Origin of the sequence: Streptomyces longhuiensis (assembly GCF_020616555.1) — a bacterium.
Lineage (GTDB): Bacteria > Actinomycetota > Actinomycetes > Streptomycetales > Streptomycetaceae > Streptomyces > Streptomyces longhuiensis.
In genome coordinates, this window is the sequence record NZ_CP085173.1 from 4319291 (window position 1) to 4338971 (window position 19681).

Sequence of the window (19681 nt, forward strand, 5' to 3'; positions counted from 1 at the left end):
ACCACTCACCCGGGGAACTCCCATGCGCCGCAGCACACTTGCCGCCCTCTGCCTCACCGCCGTCACGGCCACCCTCTCGCTCACCGCGTGCGGGACCGGCGGCCCCGGTGACGCCGCGGGCCCGAACGACAAGCCCAAGGCCCCCTTCGCCGACCTGTCGGGACCGCAGATCGCCAACAAGGCGATGAAGGCCACCCGCGGCGCCTCGTCCCTCACCATCAAGGGCGACGCGGCCGACGGGGACGGGGGGCAGATCGCCCTCGACGTCGCCCTCGACAAGAAGGGCGAGTGCGCCGGGTCGATGGGCATGAAGGGGCAGGGCAAGGTCGACCTGATCAAGACGGGCCCGACCATGTACCTCAAGTCCGACGAGGCGTTCCTGCGCGCGCAGGCCGAGGGCGAGTCCAAGGCGGAGACCGACGCCGTCGTGAAGATGCTCGCGGGCCGCTGGATGAAGTCGAAGGCGGACAGCCCCGACGCCAAGGACATGGCGGACTTCTGCGATCTCGACTCGATGCTCGCCGAGTTCAAGAGCAACGACACCCTCGCCCGTAAGGGCAGGGCGACGACGGTCGACGGCACCCCCGCGTTCACGGTCACCGAGACCGACGGCAAGGACGAGTTCACGCTCTATGTCGCGACCGAGGGCAAGCCGTACGTGCTCAAGCTCGTCACCAAGTCCGCCAAGGAGCCGGCGTCGCTCACGTTCTCGGACTACGACAAGCCGGTCAAGGCCGCCCCGCCGGCCGACAAGGACATCGTCGACCTCGACAAGCTGGACGGCTGAACCGGCCCGCGCACGCGGTCACTTGGCGTGGAAGCGCTCCGGCGCCGACGTCGGGTTGCCGCCCGTGGGCAGCGCCTGGTCGGGACAGGTCGACAGCACCCGCTTCATCGCGTCCCGCTCACCGGCCGTCACCCACAGCCCGTACTTCTTCTTCACGGCGACCTGCCCGGCGACGTACGTGCACCGGTACCCCTTGCGGGGCGGCAGCCAGGTCGCCGTATCGCCCTCGCCCTTGCTGCGGTTGGGGCCCGCGTCGACGGCGAGAAGGTTGAGCGGGTCGTTGGCCAGGGCGATGCGCTTGCTCGGGTCCCACTTCTGGGCGCCCTTCTGCCAGGCGTCGGAGAGGGCCACCAGATGGTCGATGTCGACCTGGCTGCGGCCGCGCGCGAACGCGATCTCCTTGCCGGTGTACGGGTCGGAGGCGAGCGTCCCGGACACGACCGTGCAGCGCCCGTCGCGGAACTTCACCCCGGTCAGGTCCCGCTTGAGTATGTCGTCCCGGGTGTCGCAGCCGTTCGAGTCGGTGTCGGCCCAGGCGCTGCCGAAGCGGCCCCGGTCGTAACCGGTCTTGGGCGCCCGCCCCTTGACGGTCAGCGAGTTCACGGCGTCGAGGGCACTGCCCGCCTTGTACTCGGGCCCCGACCCCGACTCGCCCTGCTTCTCCACGGTGCAGCCGGTGGCGGCGGCCACGGTCACCAGTACGGCGGCGACGGCCCGCCCAGCGCCTCGCATCACGACGCTCCCCCCTGCTAGTCCGGTTTCGGTGTCACCGTATCGGGTGAGCGCGCCCGTCGGCCGGGCGCACCGGGGCGCGCGGAAGCAGGCACCTTCCCGGTCCCCCTCCCGGTCCCCCTCCCGGTCACACCTGCCCGGTCACACCTTCCCGATGCCGAGTGTCGTCTCCGACGGCAGCAGTCCGGAGCCGAGGACCTCCACCCACAGGGGGCCGAGGAGGTCGGAGAGCCGGGCCGTGTACGCCGGGCCGAGCGTGCGCCACGGTGCGGCGGCCAGCTCGTCCGTACGCTCCTCCACCTCCGCCCGCAGGGCCTTTCCGTCCTCCGTTGCGGAGCCCTTCTCGTCCAACAGGCCGCGCGCGACGAGCCGTTCACATGCGGCGTCCCACTGCTCCGGGCTCCAGCCGCGGCTGGTGAACGTCTGAGCGGAGGCGGCGCCCACCCCGGCGAACGACACGAGCGCCTCGACCGGGTCGAGCCCCGCCGCGAGCAGTGCGGCGAGATGGCCGTCGCCCCGGTGCTCGCGCAGGACCGTCGCCGCCTGCCAGAGCACGAGGTGCGGCTCTTCGGGCCAGGGCAGTTCGGCGTTGGCTGCGGCCAAGGGGCGGCCCTCGACGTTCACCGCCCCGGCGGCTTCACCGGCGAGCGCGGCGGCCTCGGCGAACTCGGGGCCGTCGAGCCGCTCGCCGAAGAGCGTGCGGTACGCGCGGTCGACGGAGCGCAGCCGTGCCGTGAGGACCGCGTCCGGTCCCGCGGTCCGCCACGCCGCCGGCACGTGCTCCGCGACCCTGGCCGGGCTGAAGCTGTAGAACGCCGAGGCCACCCGCGTGGCACCGGCGGCGCCCAGCGGGGCGGCGCGCCAGGCGAAGTAGCTCGGCCACCGCTCGTCGGTCCGGAACCCGAGCCCGGCCGCCTCCTCGAAGGCCTCGGGCGCGTAGTACAGCACCGCGTGGAGCGGTTCGAGCAGGTGCCACATCTGGCGCACCCTGCCGGGTTCGACCTCAGCTTTCTCGGACATGACCGACCGTCCCCTCGTCGCACTCGCCCCGTCCCGGACGGGCCCCGGGCCCGTCCCGCGAGACTCTACGAACCGAGGATCGACGTCAAGAACTCCCCTACCCAGCCCAGGAGTTCGCGTCCGACCAGCGGCTTGCCGCCCACCTTCGCGGTCTTCGGGCGCGGGACGAGCACCTGGTGCGCCGCCGCCTTGATGACCGTGCCCGGGTAGAGGCGCTTGAGGCGCAGCTCCTGCGACTCCCTCAGCTCCACGGGGGCGAAGCGGATGTTGTTGCCCTGGAGGACGATCTCGGCGACGCCGCACGCCCGCGCGAACATGCGCAGGCCGGCGACGAGCAGCAGGTTCTCGACCGGCTCGGGCAGCTTGCCGTAGCGGTCGGTGAGCTCCTCGCGGACCGCCTTGACGTCCGCTTCGGTGTTCACGGAGGCGATGGCGCGGTAGGCCTGCAGCCTGAGCCGCTCGCCCGGCGCGTAGTCGTGCGGGACGTGCGCGTCGACCGGCAGCTCGATCTTGACGTCCAGGGGCGGCTCCTCCTCGACGCCGCCCTCGACGGCGGCCCGGTAGTCGGCCACCGCCTCGCCGACCATGCGGATGTAGAGGTCGAAGCCGACGCCCGCGATGTGGCCCGACTGCTCACCGCCGAGCAGGTTGCCCGCGCCGCGGATCTCCAGGTCCTTCATCGCCACGTACATACCGGCGCCCATCTCCGTGTGCTGGGCGATGGTGGCGAGACGCTCGTGCGCGGTCTCGGTGAGCGGCTTCTCCGGCGGGTACAGGAAGTACGCGTAACCGCGCTCGCGGCCACGGCCGACGCGGCCGCGCAGCTGGTGGAGCTGACTGAGACCGAAGTTGTCGCCGCGCTCGACGATCAACGTGTTCGCGTTGGAGATGTCGATGCCCGACTCGACGATCGTCGTCGAGACGAGGACGTCGAACTTCTTCTCCCAGAAGTCCACGACCACCTGTTCCAGGGCCTGTTCGGACATCTGGCCGTGGGCCGTCGCGATACGCGCCTCGGGGATGATGTCCCGCAGGCGGGCCGCCGCGCGGTCGATGGACTCGACGCGGTTGTGGATGTAGAAGACCTGGCCCTCGCGCAGCAGTTCACGGCGGACGGCCGCGCCGATCTGCTTCTCCTCGTACGGGCCCACGAAGGTGAGCACCGGGTGGCGCTCCTCGGGCGGCGTGGTGATCGTCGACATCTCACGGATGCCGGTGACGGCCATTTCGAGCGTACGGGGGATGGGGGTCGCGGACATCGTCAGGACGTCGACGTTCGCGCGGAGCTTCTTCAGCTGCTCCTTGTGCTCGACGCCGAAGCGCTGCTCCTCGTCGACGATGACGAGGCCGAGGTCCTTGAACTTCGTCTCGGAGGAGAACAGGCGGTGCGTGCCGATGACGATGTCGACCGCCCCGTCGCGCAGGCCCTCCAGGGTCGCCTTCGACTCGGTCTCCGTCTGGAAGCGCGACAGCGCCCTCACGTTCACGGGGAACTGGGAGTAGCGCTCGGAGAACGTGCCGAAGTGCTGCTGGACGAGGAGCGTCGTGGGCACGAGGACCGCGACCTGCTTGCCGTCCTGGACGGCCTTGAACGCGGCGCGCACCGCGATCTCCGTCTTGCCGTAGCCGACGTCGCCGCAGATCAGGCGGTCCATCGGGACCGTCTTCTCCATGTCCTCCTTGACCTCGGCGATGGTCGTGAGCTGGTCGGGGGTCTCCACGTACGGGAAGGCGTCCTCCAGCTCGCGCTGCCAGGGCGTGTCCGGGCCGAAGGAGTGGCCGGGCGCCGCCATGCGCGCCGAGTACAGCTTGATCAGGTCCGCGGCGATCTCCTTGACCGCCTTCTTCGCGCGGGCCTTCGTCTTCGTCCAGTCCGCGCCGCCGAGCCGGTGCAGCGTCGGGGCCTCGCCGCCGACGTACTTGGTGATCTGCTCGAGCTGGTCGGTGGGGATGTAGAGGCGGTCGCCGGGCTGGCCGCGCTTGGCGGGCGCGTACTCGACGACGAGGTACTCGCGGGTCGCGCCCTGGACCGTGCGCTGCACCATCTCGATGTAACGGCCCACGCCGTGCTGCTCGTGGACGATGTAGTCGCCGGACTCTAGGGTGAGCGGGTCGATCGTCTTGCGGCGGCGGGCCGGCATGCGCTGGCCGTCCTTGCCGGCCGCCTTCTGGCCGGTCAGGTCCGTCTCGGTGAGGACCGCCAGCTTCAGGGCCGGGTCCACGAAGCCGTAGTCGATGGAGCCGCAGGAGACCTGCACGACCGCGGGGCTGAGCTCGGTGAGGTCCTGGTCGAGGCGGGCCGGGACACCTTCGCCGCCGAGCACCTCGACGGTGCGGGCCGCGGGGCCGTGCGCCTCGGTGACGTAGACGGTGCGCCAGCCGTCGGACAGCCAGCCCTTGGTGTCGGCGAGCGCCCGCGCGGTGTCGCCGCGGTACGTCTCGGGGGCGTGCATGCCGAGCTTGAGGGTGTCCGAGCCGAGCTCTTCGTCGGCGGCGAACGGGGAGACGGACCACCACATCATGTCCAGCTCGCGCGCCCGGTCGCGGACGTCGGCGATGGACCGCAGGGACGCCGCGTCCACGTCGATGGGGGCCTCGCCGCCGCCGGCCGTGGCCGCCCACGACGCCTGGAGGAACTCCTGCGACGTGGCCACCAGGTCGGCCGCGCGCGTGCGCACGCGCTCCGGGTCGCACACCACGGCCATGGAGCCCTCGGGCAGCACGTCGAGCAGCAGCTCCATGTCGTCGACGAGGACCGGGGCGAGGGACTCCATGCCCTCGACCGCGATGCCCTCGGCGATCTTGCCGAGGAGTTCGCCCAGCTCGGGGTGTTCCTCGGCGAGGGCGGCGGCGCGCTCGCGCACCTGGTCGGTGAGGAGCAGCTCGCGGCAGGGCGGCGCCCACAGGCCGTGCTCGGCGACCTCCAGGGACCGCTGGTCGGCGACCTTGAAGTAGCGGATCTCCTCGACGTCGTCGCCCCAGAACTCGACGCGCAGGGGGTGTTCCTCGGTCGGCGGGAAGACGTCGAGGATGCCGCCGCGCACGGCGAACTCGCCGCGCTTCTCGACGAGTTCGACCCGGGAGTAGGCGGCCGCGGCGAGCGCCTCGACGATCTCGTTCAGATCGGCGCTCTGTCCGGTGCCCAGCGCCACGGGCTCCAGGTCGCCGAGCCCCTTGACCTGCGGCTGGAGCACGGACCTGACGGGGGCGACGACGACGGAGACCGGGCCGGTCTCGGGGTCGTCGGTGCGGGGGTGCGCGAGGCGGCGCAGGACGGCTAGGCGGCGGCCCACGGTGTCGGAGCGCGGGGAGAGCCGCTCGTGCGGGAGCGTCTCCCACGAGGGGTACTCGACGATGCCGTCCGGCGGCAGCAGCGAGCGCAGTGCCGCGGCCAGGTCCTCGGCCTCCCGCCCGGTGGCGGTCACGGCCAGCACGGTCCGCCCGGTCCGCCGCGCGAGAGCGGCCACCGCGAAGGGCCGCGCGGCGGGCGGGCCGACGAGGTCGACATGCGGGCGGTGCCCGTCGGTGGCGGCCTTCACCGCTTCGGCGAGCGCCGGGTCTCGTACTACGGCGTCCAGCAGACCGTGCAGGCTCATGAAGGGCTTCCATCCCGGGGAGTGGGCAACGCGAACCGCCCGACACGTCGAACGGGCCGGGGGTCTTCCAGACTACGACGCGCCGCCGACAGCCGCGTGCGGATCATTCGCGGATCACATGCATGGTCCCCGGGGCGCACGGCGGCCCCGGAGTGTCCGGGTGGGACACTCCGGGGCCGCCGTCCCCGTTCCCCCGTTCGCATCGCCCCGCGGAGCTACTCCGTGGCGATCGCGTTCAGTACGTTCATCCGGCCCGCCCGGAACGCCGGGATCAGGGCGGCGAACAGGCCCACGAAGGCCGAGCCGACGAAGACGCCGATGATCGTCGGCCAGGGGATCTCCAGGACGTCCAGGCCCTCCAGGGCGAGGAGCTTCTGGGCGGTCGCGCCCCAGCCCATGCCCAGGCCGAGGCCGAGGAGGGCGCCGAAGAGGGCGATGACCACCGACTCCAGGCGGATCATGCGGCGCAGCTGCCGGCGCGAGAGGCCGATGGCCCGCATCAGGCCGATCTCACGGGTGCGCTCCACCACGGACAGGGCCAGCGTGTTCACGACGCCCAGGACCGCCACGATGATCGCGAGGGCCAGGAGGCCGTAGATCATGTTGAGGAGCTGGCCGATCTGGTCCTTGAGGGTCTGCTTGTAGTCGGTCTGGTCCTTGACGTGGACCGTCGGGTCGGACGCGACCGACGACTTCAGCGCCTTGTAGGCCTGGTCGGCCTTGCCGGCGTCCGCCTTGGCGAACATCATCCCGTTCAGCGGCAGCCGGTCGGCGGGCAGGTACTGCTTCGCGGTCGCGAGGTTGATGTACATCGCGCCCTTGTCGAACGTGGTGTCGTCCGACGTGATCGCCGCGATCTTCAGGTCGGCGGTACGGCCGCGCTCGAAGGCGACGTTCATGGTGTCGCCGACCTTGAGGTGGTTCTTCTCGGCGAACTCCGAGCCGACCGACATCGCGTTCTTCCCGTACGCCGCCGACAGCTCACCGGCGGTCGTCTCGCGCCGCAGGTCCTGGGCGTACGTGGGCGTCGCGGCGACGAGCTCCTCGTCCTCCTTCGTACCGTCCGGCGTGGTCAGCTTCGTCTTGACGTACTTCACCTCGGTGACGTGCGAGACGTACGGAGCCTTCTTGAGGGCCTCGGCGGCCTGCGGCTTCAGCCCGTTCTGGCCCTCGACGATGAAGTCGGCGCCGACGGACCTGTCGAGCTGGCTGGTGGCCGAGGCGACCATCGAGGAGCCGACGACGGACAGGCAGGCGACGAGCGCGAGACCGATCATCAGGGCTGCGCCGGTGGCGCCGGTGCGGCGCGGGTTGCGCAGCGCGTTGCGCTCGGCCATGCGGCCGACGGAGCCGAACATCCGCAGGAGCACGGCGCTGATGACGCGCACCACACCGCCCGCGAGCAGCGGTCCGACGACGACGAACCCGATGAGCGTGGCGACGATGCCGACGCCGAGCCACAAGGAGCCCTCGCTCGCCTTGTCGGCCTGCGTCGCGGTGTAGAGCGCGAAGCCGCCGCCACCCGTGAGGACGAGACCGATCAGTGCGCGGACGACTCCCGCCTTGACGTCGGCGGGGGTGCCGGCGTCCCTGAGGGCCGCCATCGGTGAGACCTTGCCCGCGCGGCGGGCCGGAACGTAGGCGGCGAAGACGGTGACGACGATGCCGAGGAGCAGGCCGACCACCGGGGTCGTCCACCGGACGGTCAGGTCGTCGGTGGACAGGTCCATGCCCGCCGCGGACATCATCTTCATCAGGCCGACGGCGAGTCCGACGCCCGCGCCGACGCCGATGACCGACCCGAAGACGCCGAGCAGCAGCGCTTCGACGAGGACCGAGCGGTTGACCTGCTTGCGGCTCGACCCGATGGCGCGCATCAGGCCGATCTCACGGGTCCGCTGGGCGACCAGCATGGAGAAGGTGTTGATGATCAGGAAGATGCCGACGAGGAAGGCGATCCCGGCGAAGCCGAGCATGGCGTACTTGATGACGTCCATGAACTCGCCGACGTCCTTGCGGTTGGCGTCCGCGGCTTCCTTCTGCGTCTGGAACTTGTACGGGCCGTCGAGGGACGCCGCGACGTTCGTCTTGAGGACGCTGTCGCTGACGCCGGTGGCGGCGGCGACGTTGATCTGGGTGAACCGGCCGCTGCGGCCGATCAGTTCCCGCTGAGCGGTGGGCGTGTCGAAGTAGACGACGGCGGCACCGGGGTTGGTCACCTTGAAGGAGGCGATGCCGACGATCTTCGCCCTGAAGTCACCGGTGGCGGCGATGGTGCGCAGCTCGTCGCCCATCTTCAGGTGGTGCTTCTTCGCGGTGTCGGAGTCGACCATGACCTCGGTGGGCCCGCGCGGGGCGTGGCCCGAGGTGATGTCCATGGAACGCAGGTCGTTGTGCGTCCAGTTGCCCGCGATCGTGGGGGCGCCGTTCTCGGAGCCCATGTTCTCGTTGTCCGCGTTCACGACGGTCACGTTCATCGAACTGACCGCGCCCTCGGCCGACTTGACGCCGTCGGCCCGCTGGACCTGCGTGAGGGCGGAGGCCGGCATCGACTCGGGACGCCCGGTGTCGCTGCCCTCGCTCTTGGCGGCCTTCGGGCTGACGGTCACGTCGGACGACGTCGCCGCGAACAGCTTGTCGAACGTCGTGTCCATCGTGTCGGTGAAGACGAGCGTGCCGCACACGAACGCCACCGACAGCAGGACCGCCACGGCCGAGAGGGCCATGCGTCCCTTGTGCGCGAAGAAGTTGCGCAGAGAGGTCTTCATCACGGTGTTCGCACTCATGACGTGCGCCCCCGGGCGTCGAAGTCCTTCATGCGGTCGAGGACGGCGTCCGCGGTGGGGCGGAGCATCTCGTCGACGATGCGGCCGTCCGCGAGGTACAGCACCCGGTCCGCGTACGAGGCGGCGACCGGGTCGTGGGTGACCATCACGATGGTCTGGCCGAGCTCGTCGACGGACTGCCGCAGGAATCCGAGCACTTCGGCGCCGGCGCGGGAGTCCAGGTTTCCGGTCGGCTCGTCACCGAAGATGATCTCCGGCCGGGCGGCGAGCGCGCGGGCCACGGCGACGCGCTGCTGCTGCCCGCCGGAGAGCTCGGTGGGCCGGTGCTTGAGGCGCTCGGCCAGACCCACGGTCTGCACGACGCGGTCCAGCCACTGCTTGTCCGCCTTGCGGCCCGCGATGTCCATGGGAAGCGTGATGTTCTCGAGCGCGTTCAGCGTCGGCAGCAGGTTGAACGCCTGGAAGATGAAGCCGATCCGGTCCCGGCGCAGCTGCGTGAGCTTCTTGTCCTTGAGGCCGGTGATCTCGGTCTCGTCCAGGTGGATCTGACCGGACGTGACGTTGTCGAGCCCGGCGAGGCAGTGCATGAGTGTGGACTTGCCGGACCCCGAGGGGCCCATGATCGCGGTGAACTGGCCGCGGGCGATGTCCACATCGACGTGGTCGAGCGCGACGACCCGGGTCTCGCCGGTGCCGTAGGCCTTGACGACCTGCCGCGCCCGCGCGGCGACGGCCGTACGCCCTCCAGTGCCCCCGTGCCTGGGAATGGTTACAGCCGTTGTCACGGTACGTCTCCTATGTCGGTCATGCGAATGTTCAGAGCTGTGCGCGATGCGTCAGCGGGTCTGTGCGATGTACTTCAGTCTGGTGGCGGTGGGGCCCCGGCGCGCTGGTGTAGGTCACCCTCTTTCCCGGGGGAAAACCCCACCCCTTGAAGGTAGGAAGAACCCCCCACCCCTCTCGTCCTCCGGGGGTACGAACCGCCCCCTGCCCGTAGTACGGAGGTCCCCCTAGGGGGAGTCCACCCAACGGTGGAGCTCCTCTAGGGGTTCGCTCCACCTTCCTGCGCAGTCACGCTCCACCCTCCCGCCGCGGCAGGGGCGGGTGAGAAGGTGTCGGGAGCGAGATAGATGCAGGGGGAAGGAATCCGGTGGGCGGCGCGACAACGCAGACGGGCACAGGAAAGGACCGGCGCCGGGGAGCGGTCGTCGCCGCGCTGATGCTCTCCATGGCACTGGCGGCACTCGACTCCACCATCGTCTCCACGGCGGTCCCGCAGATCGTCGGCGACCTCGGCGGCTTCTCCGTCTTCTCCTGGCTCTTCTCGGGCTACCTGCTCGCCGTCACCGTCACGCTGCCGGTCTACGGGAAACTGTCCGACACCTTCGGCCGCAAGCCCGTCCTCATCGGCGGCAGCATCCTCTTCCTCGTCGGATCGGTCCTGTGCGCGGGCTCCTGGAACATGGGCGCGCTCATCGCCTTCCGCGTCGTCCAGGGCCTGGGCGGCGGCGCCATCCAGGGCACTGTCCAGACCCTCGCCGCCGACCTCTACCCGCTCGAGGAACGCCCGCGCATCCAGGCCAGGCTGTCGACGGTGTGGGCGACCTCGGCCGTCGCGGGCCCGGCGCTCGGCGGACTGCTCGCCTCGTACGCGGGCTGGCGCTGGATCTTCCTGATCAACGTGCCCGTCGGCGCGATCGCCCTCTGGCTCGTCGTGCGCCATCTCCACGAACCCGTACGGGAGAAGGGGCCGCGCGCCCGCATCGACTGGGCCGGCGCGCTCGCGGTGTTCGCGTGCGGCGGGGTGCTCCTGACCGCGCTCGTGCAGGGCGGCGTCGCCTGGGACTGGATCTCGGTCCCGTCGATCGCCATGTTCGGTACGGGAGTCGCGCTGATCGGCGCCGTCGTCGCCATCGAGCGGCGGGCCGCCGAGCCGATCATCCCCGGCTGGGTCTGGCGCCGCCGCACCATCGCCGCCGTCAACCTCGCGCTCGGCGCGCTGGGCCTCCTGATGGTCGCGCCGACCGTGTTCGTCCCCACGTACGCGCAGGCCGTCCTCGGACTCGCGCCCATGGCCGCCGGGTTCGTGCTCTCCGTGATGACGCTGAGCTGGCCCGTCTCCGCGGCCCTGAGCCAGCACGTGTACCGCAGGATCGGCTTCCGCAACACGGCCGTCGTCGGCATCGCGGCCGCGCTCCTCATCCTGCTCGCGTTCCCGCTGCTGCCCTATCCCGGATCCGCCTGGCAGCCCGCGCTGGTCATGCTGCTGCTCGGCGCGGCGCTCGGACTCTTCCAACTGCCCCTGATCGTCGGGGTCCAGTCGACCGTCGGGTGGTCCGAGCGCGGCACGACGACCGCGTCCGTCCTGTTCTGCCGGCAGATAGGCCAGACGGTCGGCGCCGCACTGTTCGGCGCCGTCGCCAACACCGTGCTCGCCGGGCGCCTGGGCGGCGCGGGGTCCCTCGACTCGGTGGCCAGGGCCCTGGAGGACCCCGCCTCCGTGGCCGACCCCGACCGGCTGCGGCGGGCCGTGGCGGCGGCCGTCGACTCGGTCTACGTGGGCGCCGCGTGCGCGGCCGCGCTCGCGCTGATCGCCCTGCTGTGCCTCGCGCCGCGACGTTTCCCGGTGCTCGACCAGGACGGTGAGCGCGGCGGCGAGCGGTCGGGTGGGGCGGCATCAGGGGCCGATGACAACTCAGCCGGCTCACAAGATGCGCATCCGCATCACTCACCCCTCTCACAACGTACCGACTGAACAGTTCGCGATAACCGTCGCGCAAACCCCCTACCTACGAGTAACGTTCCGGCTCCCCCCTCGCTCCCTGCGTCCGCAATCCCCGGCGGACCCAAGCCGCGCAAGGAGAACCGGGATGTCCGACACACCGCACCGCTCATATTCCGACCAGCAGAACGAGCCATGGCAGGGCCCCTTCCCCACGGGCCGGAGCCAATACGGAAACCAAAACCGGCACGGGTACCAGCAGCCACAGCAGCCGTACTCGCAACAAGCACCGCACCCGCAGCAGCAGCCGTACCCGCAACAAGCACCGCACCCGCAAAAGCAGCCCGACCCCGCCCTCACCTATCCCTGGGCACCCCCTCCCCCACCACCCGCGCCCACGCACCGGCTCCCGCGTCACCCCGCGCTCGGCCACCACAGCGACCTGCGACTGCTGCGCAGCGCCTACCGCTGGCAGCGGCGCGTCGCCACGCTCACCGCACTCGGCTACTTCACCCTCTTCCTCGTCCTGTCGGCGTTCGCGCCGTCCCTCATGACGGGCACGCTCCCCGGCGGCTTCTCCACCGGCCTCTTCCTCGGCCTGTGCCAGCTCCCGGTGACGGCGCTCGCGCTCTGGCTCTACGAGTACACCGCCCGCCGCCGCGTGGACCCGCTCGCCCACCGGCTGCGCAGACAAGCCGAGTTGGACCAGCGTCCGGCTCCCGGACCGGCCGGGGGGAACTTCCGATGACGGACTTCAGCAGCTCGGCCCAGGGCATGTCCCTGGTCGCCTTCACCGCGGTCGCCACCATCACGCTGCTCCTGTGCGTGATGACCGGCCCCGACCGCGACAACCTCGACGAGTTCTACACCGGCTTCGGCTCCCTCACCCCGATGCGCAACGGCCTCGCCATCGCGGGCGACTACATCTCCGCGGCGACCGTCCTCGGCACCGGCGGCATCATCGCGCTCACCGGCTACGACGGGATCGTCCTCGCCCTGAGCACGTCCCTGTCCCTGATGCTCCTGATGTTCCTGCTGGCCGAACCCCTGCGCAACGCGGGCCGGTTCACCATGGGCGACGTGATCGCCCGCCGCCTGCCGGGACGCGCCGTACGCATCACCGCGTGCGCCACCACCCTCGCGGCGCTGCTCCCGCTGATGCTGGTCCAGCTGGCGGGCGCCGGTGACCTGTTGGCGTTCGTCCTCGGCTTCACCAGCGAGGGGTTCAAGACGGGCTGCGTCATCGCGCTCGGCGCCCTGATGATCAGCTACGCGGCGATCGGCGGCATGAAGGGCACCGCCCTCATCCAGATCATGAAGACCGTGATGCTGCTCGGATCGGGCCTGACCGTCGCCCTCCTGATCCTGTACCGCTTCGACTGGAACCCCGGCGCCCTCGCCTCACAGGCCGCGCTGGCCAGCGGCGTGGGCGACGCCTTCCTGCACTCGGGCCTCCAGTTCGCCGGCACCGCCAACCCCCGCCTGGACATGATCAGTTCGGAGCTGACCGTCGTCCTGGGCGGCGCGTGCCTGCCCCACGTCACGATGCGCATGTACACGGCGCGCAGCGCGCGTGAGGTGCGCCGCTCGATGTCCTGGGCGGTGTCGGCGGTCGGCCTCTTCGTCCTGATCATCACCATCGTCGGGTTCGGCGCGACGGCGTTCCTCGGCCGGGCCGCCGTCGCGGCGGCCGACCCGCAGGGCAACACCGCGTATCTGCTCGGGGCGCGGGCCGCGTTCGGCGCGGACGCCTCGACGGCGGAGACGCTGGTGTTCACCACGGTCACCACGGCGCTCTTCCTCACACTGCTCGCCTCCGTCGCCGGAATGATCCTGGCCTGCGCCAACTCCCTCGCGCACGACGTCTTCGCGCACCGCAGGACGCCGCTCACCGCCCGCAAGGAGATGACGCTGGCCCGCGTCTCGGCGCTGTCCGTCGGCGTGCCCGCGATCCTCCTGGCCACGTTCGTCCAGCACTACAACCTCCAGCCGCTGGTCACGCTGTCGTTCTGCCTGGGCGCCTCGGCGCTCGCGCCCGCGCTCGTCTACAGCCTGTTCTGGCGCCGCTACACGAGCACGGGCCTGCTGTGGACGCTGCTCGGCGGCACGGCGTCCTGCCTCGTCCTGATGACGGGCACCAACCTGGTGTCGGGCTCGCCCGCCTCGGCGTTCCCCGGCCAGGACTTCAACTGGTTCCCCTTCACCACGACGGGCATCGTCTCGATCCCGCTCGGCTTCCTCTTCGGCTGGCTCGGCACGATGGCCTCCGGCCGCCGAACGGCCGACGGCCAACGCCGCCAGTACGAGGCGGTGGAGGCGTGGATCCTGGCGGGCGCGACGCGACAGGCCCCGAAGGGGGAGGACGGGTAGGCCCTGGGCCCGACACGGACTGCGTGCCGCCCGGCTACGGCGTGCCGCGGGCGGGGGTCGCCGCGCAGCGCGCTCGCGGGGTCCGTCGGCGGGGTCGCTGCGCCTTCACGAAGTCTCGTCGCCGGGATACGCGGCTCCTTCACGGCGTCCCGCCGGCACGGTTCGGCACCTCCACAGCGCCACGTCGGCGGGACTGCGGCGCCTCCACAGCGTCCCGCCGGCAAGGCTGCAGCCCCCTCGCCGCGCCCAGCGCCGGGATACGCGGCGCCTCCACCGCGTCACATCGGCGAGGTTCGGCACCTCCACAGCACCACGTCGGCAGGACTGCGGCGCCTCCACAGCGTCCCGCCGGCAAGGCTGCAGCCCCCTCGCCGCGCCCAGCGCCGGGATACGCGGCGCCTTCACGGCGTCCCGTCGGCACGGTTCGGCACCTTCACAGCGCCACGTCGCCGGGATATGCGGCGCCTCCACGGCCTCCCGTCGGCGGGCCGCCCGCGGACCCTCCACGGCTCCCCGTCGGCAAGGGCGCGACCCCACCACGGCTCCCCACCGACGAGGTCGCGGCCCGCTCAGGGCATCCCGTCAGCGTGGGCAGGTCCGTGGCCGACAGTGCCTACTGCGTCCCGTCGGACGGGTTGCGGCCCGTGAGCGTGGCCAGAGTGGTGCGGACGTGTTCCATGTGGGCGCGGACCTCGTCCCACTTCTCGCCGTGCGCGCGCAGCACCCGCTCCGTCTCGCGGCCCACGCCCTCCTCGTGCAGGCTCGCCTCCGCGAGGAGCTCCGCGGCGCGGGCCTCGGCGTCCTCCTCGCCGTGCCGGGCCGACTCCTCCGCCTCGGCGAACGCCCGCCGCGCCTCGGACAGCCGGCTCTCGGCCAGCGCCAGGCGCTCCGCCTCGCGCGTGTCCGCCGCGGCCTCCTGCCCGGCGATCTCCCGCTCGGCCTCGTCCCGCCGCTCGGCGTGGTCCTTCTCCTGCGCGGCGAGGGTCGCCGCGGTCCGCTCCCGCGCGTCGTCCAGCGCTGCGAGCGCTTCCTCGCGCCGCTCCTTCGCCTCGTCACGCGCGGCGACGCGGACCCCGTCGGCCGTGGCCCGGTCGGCCCCCAGCCGCTCGTCGGCCCACTGCTCGGCCTCGGCCAGTACGGCGTCGGCCGCGGCGCGAGCCGCCTCACGCGTCTCCCGTGCGCGGGCCTCCGCGTCCTGCTTGATCCGCCTGACGTCATCGGCGGCGGCCGCCCGTACCCCGTCCGCCTCCTCCTCGGCGAGGGCGAGGATCTCGCGGGCGCGGTCGCCGAGGGACTCGTACGTCTGCGGGGCGAGCTGTGTCACGGCCAGCCGCAGCCGCTGCGCCTCGGCCTCCAGCTCCTCGACCTGGGCGGTCAGCCGGGCGACGCGCTCGTGGGCGTCGTCGCGGCCCCGGGACAGCTCGGCGGCCAGCGCGTCCACCTGCCCGGGACTGTAGCCACGGCCCCGTCCCGTGACGAAGCCATGGGGCGACACCGACGCACCGCTGCTCATCCTTGATTCCCCTTCTTCGCCTCTTCGGCTCTCCTACCCGGCACCTGATCGAGCCGAAGCGCTCAAAACAAGACACTCCACCCAACCCACTCGACAAGGATGCGGCAAATACTGCCGAAAGTCGGAATCGGGAGCCCCAAGGGCGAGCGAGCTCACACCCGGCCCACCGAGACGCACGCGCACGGCGCACATAAAGGGGAGAGGCGCACGACCGATTCGGTCGCGCGCCTCTCCCGTACTTCTGTCCGTACTTCTGTCCGTACTTCTGCCGGCACTTCTACCGACGGTTACAGCAGGCCGTCCCACATCTGCTCGAGCAGCACCGACCACCAGCCCTCCGGCGACGCGAGCGCCGCCGGGTCGACAGCGGCCAGCTGCGCCTGGAAGTCGACGGTCCAGCGGCCCGCCTGCTCCTGGTTGAGCCCGAACCGCAGCGGCCACATCCGGCCGAGCACCGCGAGGCTGCGCGCGAACTCGGGCAGGCCCGTGTTCACGAACTGCGGCGGCACCGGCGCACCGCCGGGACCCGCCTCCACCGGCACGGCCACGATGTTCGCCGTGCCGTACTGGACGCAGATCGCCCGCCCGAAGTCACTGCCCATCACGAGGTACGAACCCGCGTCCGACGCGGGCTGAGCCCCCCGCTCCTGCGCCAGCTCGGCGAGCGTCGGCACCGGGCGGCCCGGCTGGGCCTGCGCCCAGAAGAACGGCCCGAAGTCGGCGGGCAGCCCCGCCACGACGAGGGTGTGCGCCACGATGTCCGGCACGCCCTGACGGGACACGGCCCGCTGGTCGAACCGGAACACCCCGGGACCGAATGCCGCGGCCAGCTCATGCCCGATCGCCTCCGGCGGAACCGGCGGCATCGGCTGCGCGGGCGGCAGCGGCGCACGCACCGGCGCGAGCCGCGCCGGACCGTCCGCCACCTGGTGCAACTCGCCCTGGTGCGCGATCAGTTGCTGCATACCCTGCTGGCGCGACGCGTGGTCCCTGCCGTACGGGGCGATGGACGTGATCCTGGCCTGCGGCCACTGCTCACGGATCATGCGGGCGCAGTACGCGCCCGGCAGCTCGCAGGACTCCAGCTCCGTGTGCAGCTCCAGAACCTGGTCCGGCGGGATGTTCATGCCGCGCAGCTCATGGAAGATCTGCCACTCCGGGTGCGGCGTACCGGGCGCCGAGCGGCGGATGAGCTGCTGCTCGGACCCGTCGGGCGCGCGGTAGCGCAGCACGGCCTGATAGCCGGGCCCGACGGTCGGCTGCCCCGTGGGCTGCGGATATCCGTACGAGGCCGGGGGCGGACCGCCCGGAACCTGCTGCCCGGGCATGGGCGGCGGCATCGGCATACCGCCCGGCGCCTGCGGCGGCGCGGGAGGAGGCATGCCGGGACCGACCTGACCGGGACCGGCCAGCATCGTCGCGGCGTGATGGACACCGCCACCGGGAGTCCCCGGCGCACCGGGCACGCCGGGTGCCGCCGGCGGGGGCGGCGTGCCGGGACCGGCCGGTCCCGGCTGGGCCAGCATGGTCGCGGCATGGTGCACGCCACCGGGCGGCGTCCCTCCGGGCGGGCCGGGAGACTGCGGCGCACCGGGGGCACCGGGGGGACCAGGCGGCTTCGGCGCGCCGGGAGTTCCGGGGGCGCCGGGCGGCTTGGGAGCACCCGCACCGGGCGCGCCGGGCGGACCGGGCGGCTTGGGAGCACCGGGGCCACCGATGCTCGGGTCGGCCAGCATCGTCGCGGCGTGGTGCACACCGCCGGGCGGCGTACCACCCGCGGCGGGCGGGGCCTCGGGGCCGTCGGGGCCGAGCTGGGAGACGAGCTGCGTCGGGACGTAGCCTCCCGCCGGGGTACCCGGAGCGCCGGGCCCCGAGGGGCGCGCACCGGGAGTGCCCGGGGCGCCGGGCGGCGGCGGAGTCGTCGCGCCACCACCGCGCGCACCGCGGGGCGGACCCTGCGCCTTGCTGGTCGCGGCGTCGGCGATGTCACCGGCCCCGGGCGCGAGCGGCCGCCCGGGGGCGCCCTGCCCACCCGCCGGCGGCGGAGTCTGCTGCGCACCGGCGCCCTGCGGGTAGCCGTACGTGGGCGGCGGAGTCTGCGGCGCACCGCCCTGCGAACTCCCGGGCGCCTGCGGCACGTTCGACGGGGGCGGAGTGCCGGGACCCTGCGGATAGCCGTAGTTCGGCGGAGCACCGGGCGGCGGAGTCTGCTGCGCACCGGCGCCCTGCGGATAGCCGTACGCGTCGGGGGCACCCGGCGGCGGGGTTCCCTGAGCGGCGGGCGCCGGCCCGCCGACCGCCGGGGCCACCGCGGTGCGCGGAAGCTGGCTGCCGCCCGACATCAGCGCCGTCTTGGCCTCCGGCGCGGCGGTGGACACGGGCACGTCGTCCCCGTCGACCAGCGGCGGCGCGAACACCGTCGCCGGAGGCGCGACCGAGCGGTCCTCCTCCTCGTCCGCGTTCGTGTCCGTACCGGCCCACGGGGTCGCCCCGGAAGGCGCCGCGGGCGAGGCGGGCCACGGCGTCGCACCGCTGCCCGCGTCGGCACGCGCAGGGGCAGGGGCAGCCGACTCAGGAGCGGACGCACCCGGACTCGAACCCGCACCCGTACCCGCGCCGGCACCGGCACCCGCGCCGGAAGCAGAACCCGTACCGGACCCGGCCCCGGAAGACGCGCCGGCCGACGACGCGTCCCCCCGCCGATCCGGAATGCCCAGCTTGTCCGCCGCCTCCTGGAGCCACTCCGGAGGGCTCAACAGGAACGACGTCTGATTCAGGTCCACCCGCTCCGGAGGCGCGTCCGCCGGCTCCGGCGAAGCCTCCGGCAGCCCGTACTCCTCCTCGTACCGCCGGATCACCTCACCCACCGGCAGCCCCGGCCACAGCGAGGCGTCCCCGCTGTCGCGCGCGATGACGAGCCGCTGGCGCCCGCCGTCGGACACCGGACCGCCCTCGCGGTCCTCGGCCCACACCACGAACCCCAGCTCGAACTCCCGCACCCGCACCTCACGGTGCTGATAGCCGGGCACATCGCCGTTGATCCACTCTTCGGCGCGCTCCTGCGCCTGCGCGAACGTCACCATCGGACACTCACCCCTCGTCCGGGACCGTCGAAGCAGCCGATACGGCCACGCCCGAGGCGTCGACCGCACTCGCGAAACCGCCGTCCACCATCAGGTTCGCCACCGTCTCCAGCTCCGGCGGATTGCCCGCGAGCCGGGCCAGGAACGCGTCGAAGTCGTCACCGCACGGCAGCAGCAGACGCTCCACCCGCTCGGCGACCGACCAGCCGGCCGTGTCCCCGCTGTCCCGCGCGTCGTCGTACGCGCAGAACCACACCGAACCCACCCGGTCACCCTTGACCTTGACGGCCAGGATGCCGCCCTGCACGAACCCGACACCCAGATAGTCCTTGGTCAGGTGGTCACGCAGACACTTGTTGACGTACACCAGATCGTTGACCGCGGCCTCGTCCCGCACCGTGAAGAACGGCTGGTCCACCAGAAGCCCCAGCTCGGCGTCGAGCGCCGCACCCACCGGAGCGCACCCGCCCGCCGCCTTCAGGAACGCCCGGTACGCACCCGGCAACCGGTACCCCAGGTCCTCCTCGGCGCCGAGGACCTGCTGCTCCGTCACCGCCACCGACGACTTCGGCAGCCCGAAGTGCGCCGGCCGCGTCTCCTGCAACGGACGCGTCCCCCGCTTGCCGTGATCCACCGCCGCCGTCGCGAGACCGCCGTGATGCCGCAGCAGCGCCTTCACCTCGACCGGGACCAACTCCATGCGACGACTGCCCGGCACGTGATGCCAGGTCCAGCCGTGCGGCGTCGCCACCGGCACGATCGTGTCCCACAAGTCGTGCCCGGCGGCGGCCAGAGCCGCGTTCGCCGACACATAGTCCGTCAGCCGCAGCTCGTCGACCCCGAACCCCTCCGGGGGCTCGGCGATCTCCGCCGCGGCACGCGCGTAGGCCGAAAAATCCGGATAGCCGTTCCCGTCGATCCGTACGCCCCTGGGATGGCGCGCTGCACGGACCGGGTCCGGGAAGTGCACGACCTGCCCGGCGTAGGCCGCGTTCGGCGGCGCGGCTTGCTGCCCGAGCCGACCTGTCGTCATGGCGGTTGCCCCCTGCGGCACTGTTATGGATCGCGGATA

12 protein-coding genes are annotated in these 19681 nt (G+C 72.2%); 4 read left to right on the forward strand and 8 right to left on the reverse strand.

The genetic code is table 11. The annotated features are described in order from the left end of the window. The first annotated feature begins 22 nt into the window (after positions 1-22). Positions 23-787 (forward strand): hypothetical protein, encoded by a 765-nt coding sequence (locus LGI35_RS20010; RefSeq protein WP_227295172.1) that lies wholly within the window; start codon positions 23-25, stop codon positions 785-787. 18 nt (positions 788-805) lie between these two features. Here LGI35_RS20010 and LGI35_RS20015 read toward each other — a convergent pair whose 3' ends face one another. The 5 genes from LGI35_RS20015 to LGI35_RS20035 all read right to left on the reverse strand — a co-directional run bounded on the left by LGI35_RS20015 (position 806) and on the right by LGI35_RS20035 (position 9706). Further along, entirely contained in the window at positions 806-1519 is a 714-nt protein-coding gene (locus LGI35_RS20015) for an HNH endonuclease family protein (protein WP_227295173.1), read from the reverse strand. 141 nt (positions 1520-1660) lie between these two features. After that, positions 1661-2539, reverse strand: a complete 879-nt coding sequence (locus LGI35_RS20020; protein ID WP_227295174.1) for an SCO6745 family protein — start codon at positions 2537-2539, stop codon at positions 1661-1663. A 65-nt stretch (positions 2540-2604) separates the two neighbouring features. Then, positions 2605-6135 (reverse strand): transcription-repair coupling factor, encoded by a 3531-nt coding sequence (gene mfd, locus LGI35_RS20025; RefSeq protein WP_227295175.1) that lies wholly within the window; start codon positions 6133-6135, stop codon positions 2605-2607. A gap of 215 nt (positions 6136-6350) precedes the next feature. Next, complete coding sequence (locus LGI35_RS20030; protein ID WP_227295176.1) at positions 6351-8921, reverse strand: ABC transporter permease; 2571 nt, start codon at positions 8919-8921, stop codon at positions 6351-6353. Then, a complete protein-coding gene (locus LGI35_RS20035; protein ID WP_227295177.1) occupies positions 8918-9706 on the reverse strand; it encodes an ABC transporter ATP-binding protein in 789 nt (262 codons plus the stop codon). Before LGI35_RS20035 ends, LGI35_RS20030 begins: the two co-directional genes overlap by 4 nt. A 365-nt stretch (positions 9707-10071) precedes the next feature. Here LGI35_RS20035 and LGI35_RS20040 point away from each other — a divergent pair, with 365 nt between their 5' ends. The 3 genes from LGI35_RS20040 to LGI35_RS20050 all read left to right on the forward strand — a co-directional run bounded on the left by LGI35_RS20040 (position 10072) and on the right by LGI35_RS20050 (position 14013). Continuing rightward, the gene (locus tag LGI35_RS20040) at positions 10072-11676 is read left to right on the forward strand and encodes an MFS transporter (RefSeq protein WP_227295178.1); all 1605 of its coding nucleotides are present in this window, start codon (positions 10072-10074) and stop codon (positions 11674-11676) included. 115 nt (positions 11677-11791) lie between these two features. Then, positions 11792-12391, forward strand: a complete 600-nt coding sequence (locus tag LGI35_RS20045; protein ID WP_227295179.1) for a DUF485 domain-containing protein — start codon at positions 11792-11794, stop codon at positions 12389-12391. Then, positions 12388-14013 carry a sodium/solute symporter gene (locus tag LGI35_RS20050; RefSeq protein WP_227295180.1) on the forward strand — a complete coding sequence of 542 codons (1626 nt, stop codon included), beginning with the start codon at positions 12388-12390 and terminating at the stop codon, positions 14011-14013. Before LGI35_RS20045 ends, LGI35_RS20050 begins: the two co-directional genes overlap by 4 nt. A gap of 613 nt (positions 14014-14626) precedes the next feature. Here the strand turns inward: LGI35_RS20050 and LGI35_RS20055 are convergent. The 3 genes from LGI35_RS20055 to LGI35_RS20065 form a co-directional block, all read right to left on the reverse strand. Then, the gene (locus LGI35_RS20055) at positions 14627-15526 is read right to left on the reverse strand and encodes a coiled-coil domain-containing protein (protein ID WP_227295181.1); all 900 of its coding nucleotides are present in this window, start codon (positions 15524-15526) and stop codon (positions 14627-14629) included. Between the two features lie 287 nt (positions 15527-15813). After that, positions 15814-18609: an SUKH-4 family immunity protein gene (locus tag LGI35_RS20060; protein WP_227295182.1), complete on the reverse strand. Its 2796-nt coding sequence runs from the start codon at positions 18607-18609 to the stop codon at positions 15814-15816. 7 nt (positions 18610-18616) lie between these two features. Then, the gene (locus LGI35_RS20065; protein ID WP_227295183.1) at positions 18617-19642 is read right to left on the reverse strand and encodes an SMI1/KNR4 family protein; all 1026 of its coding nucleotides are present in this window, start codon (positions 19640-19642) and stop codon (positions 18617-18619) included. Between the last annotated feature and the right edge of the window lie 39 nt (positions 19643-19681).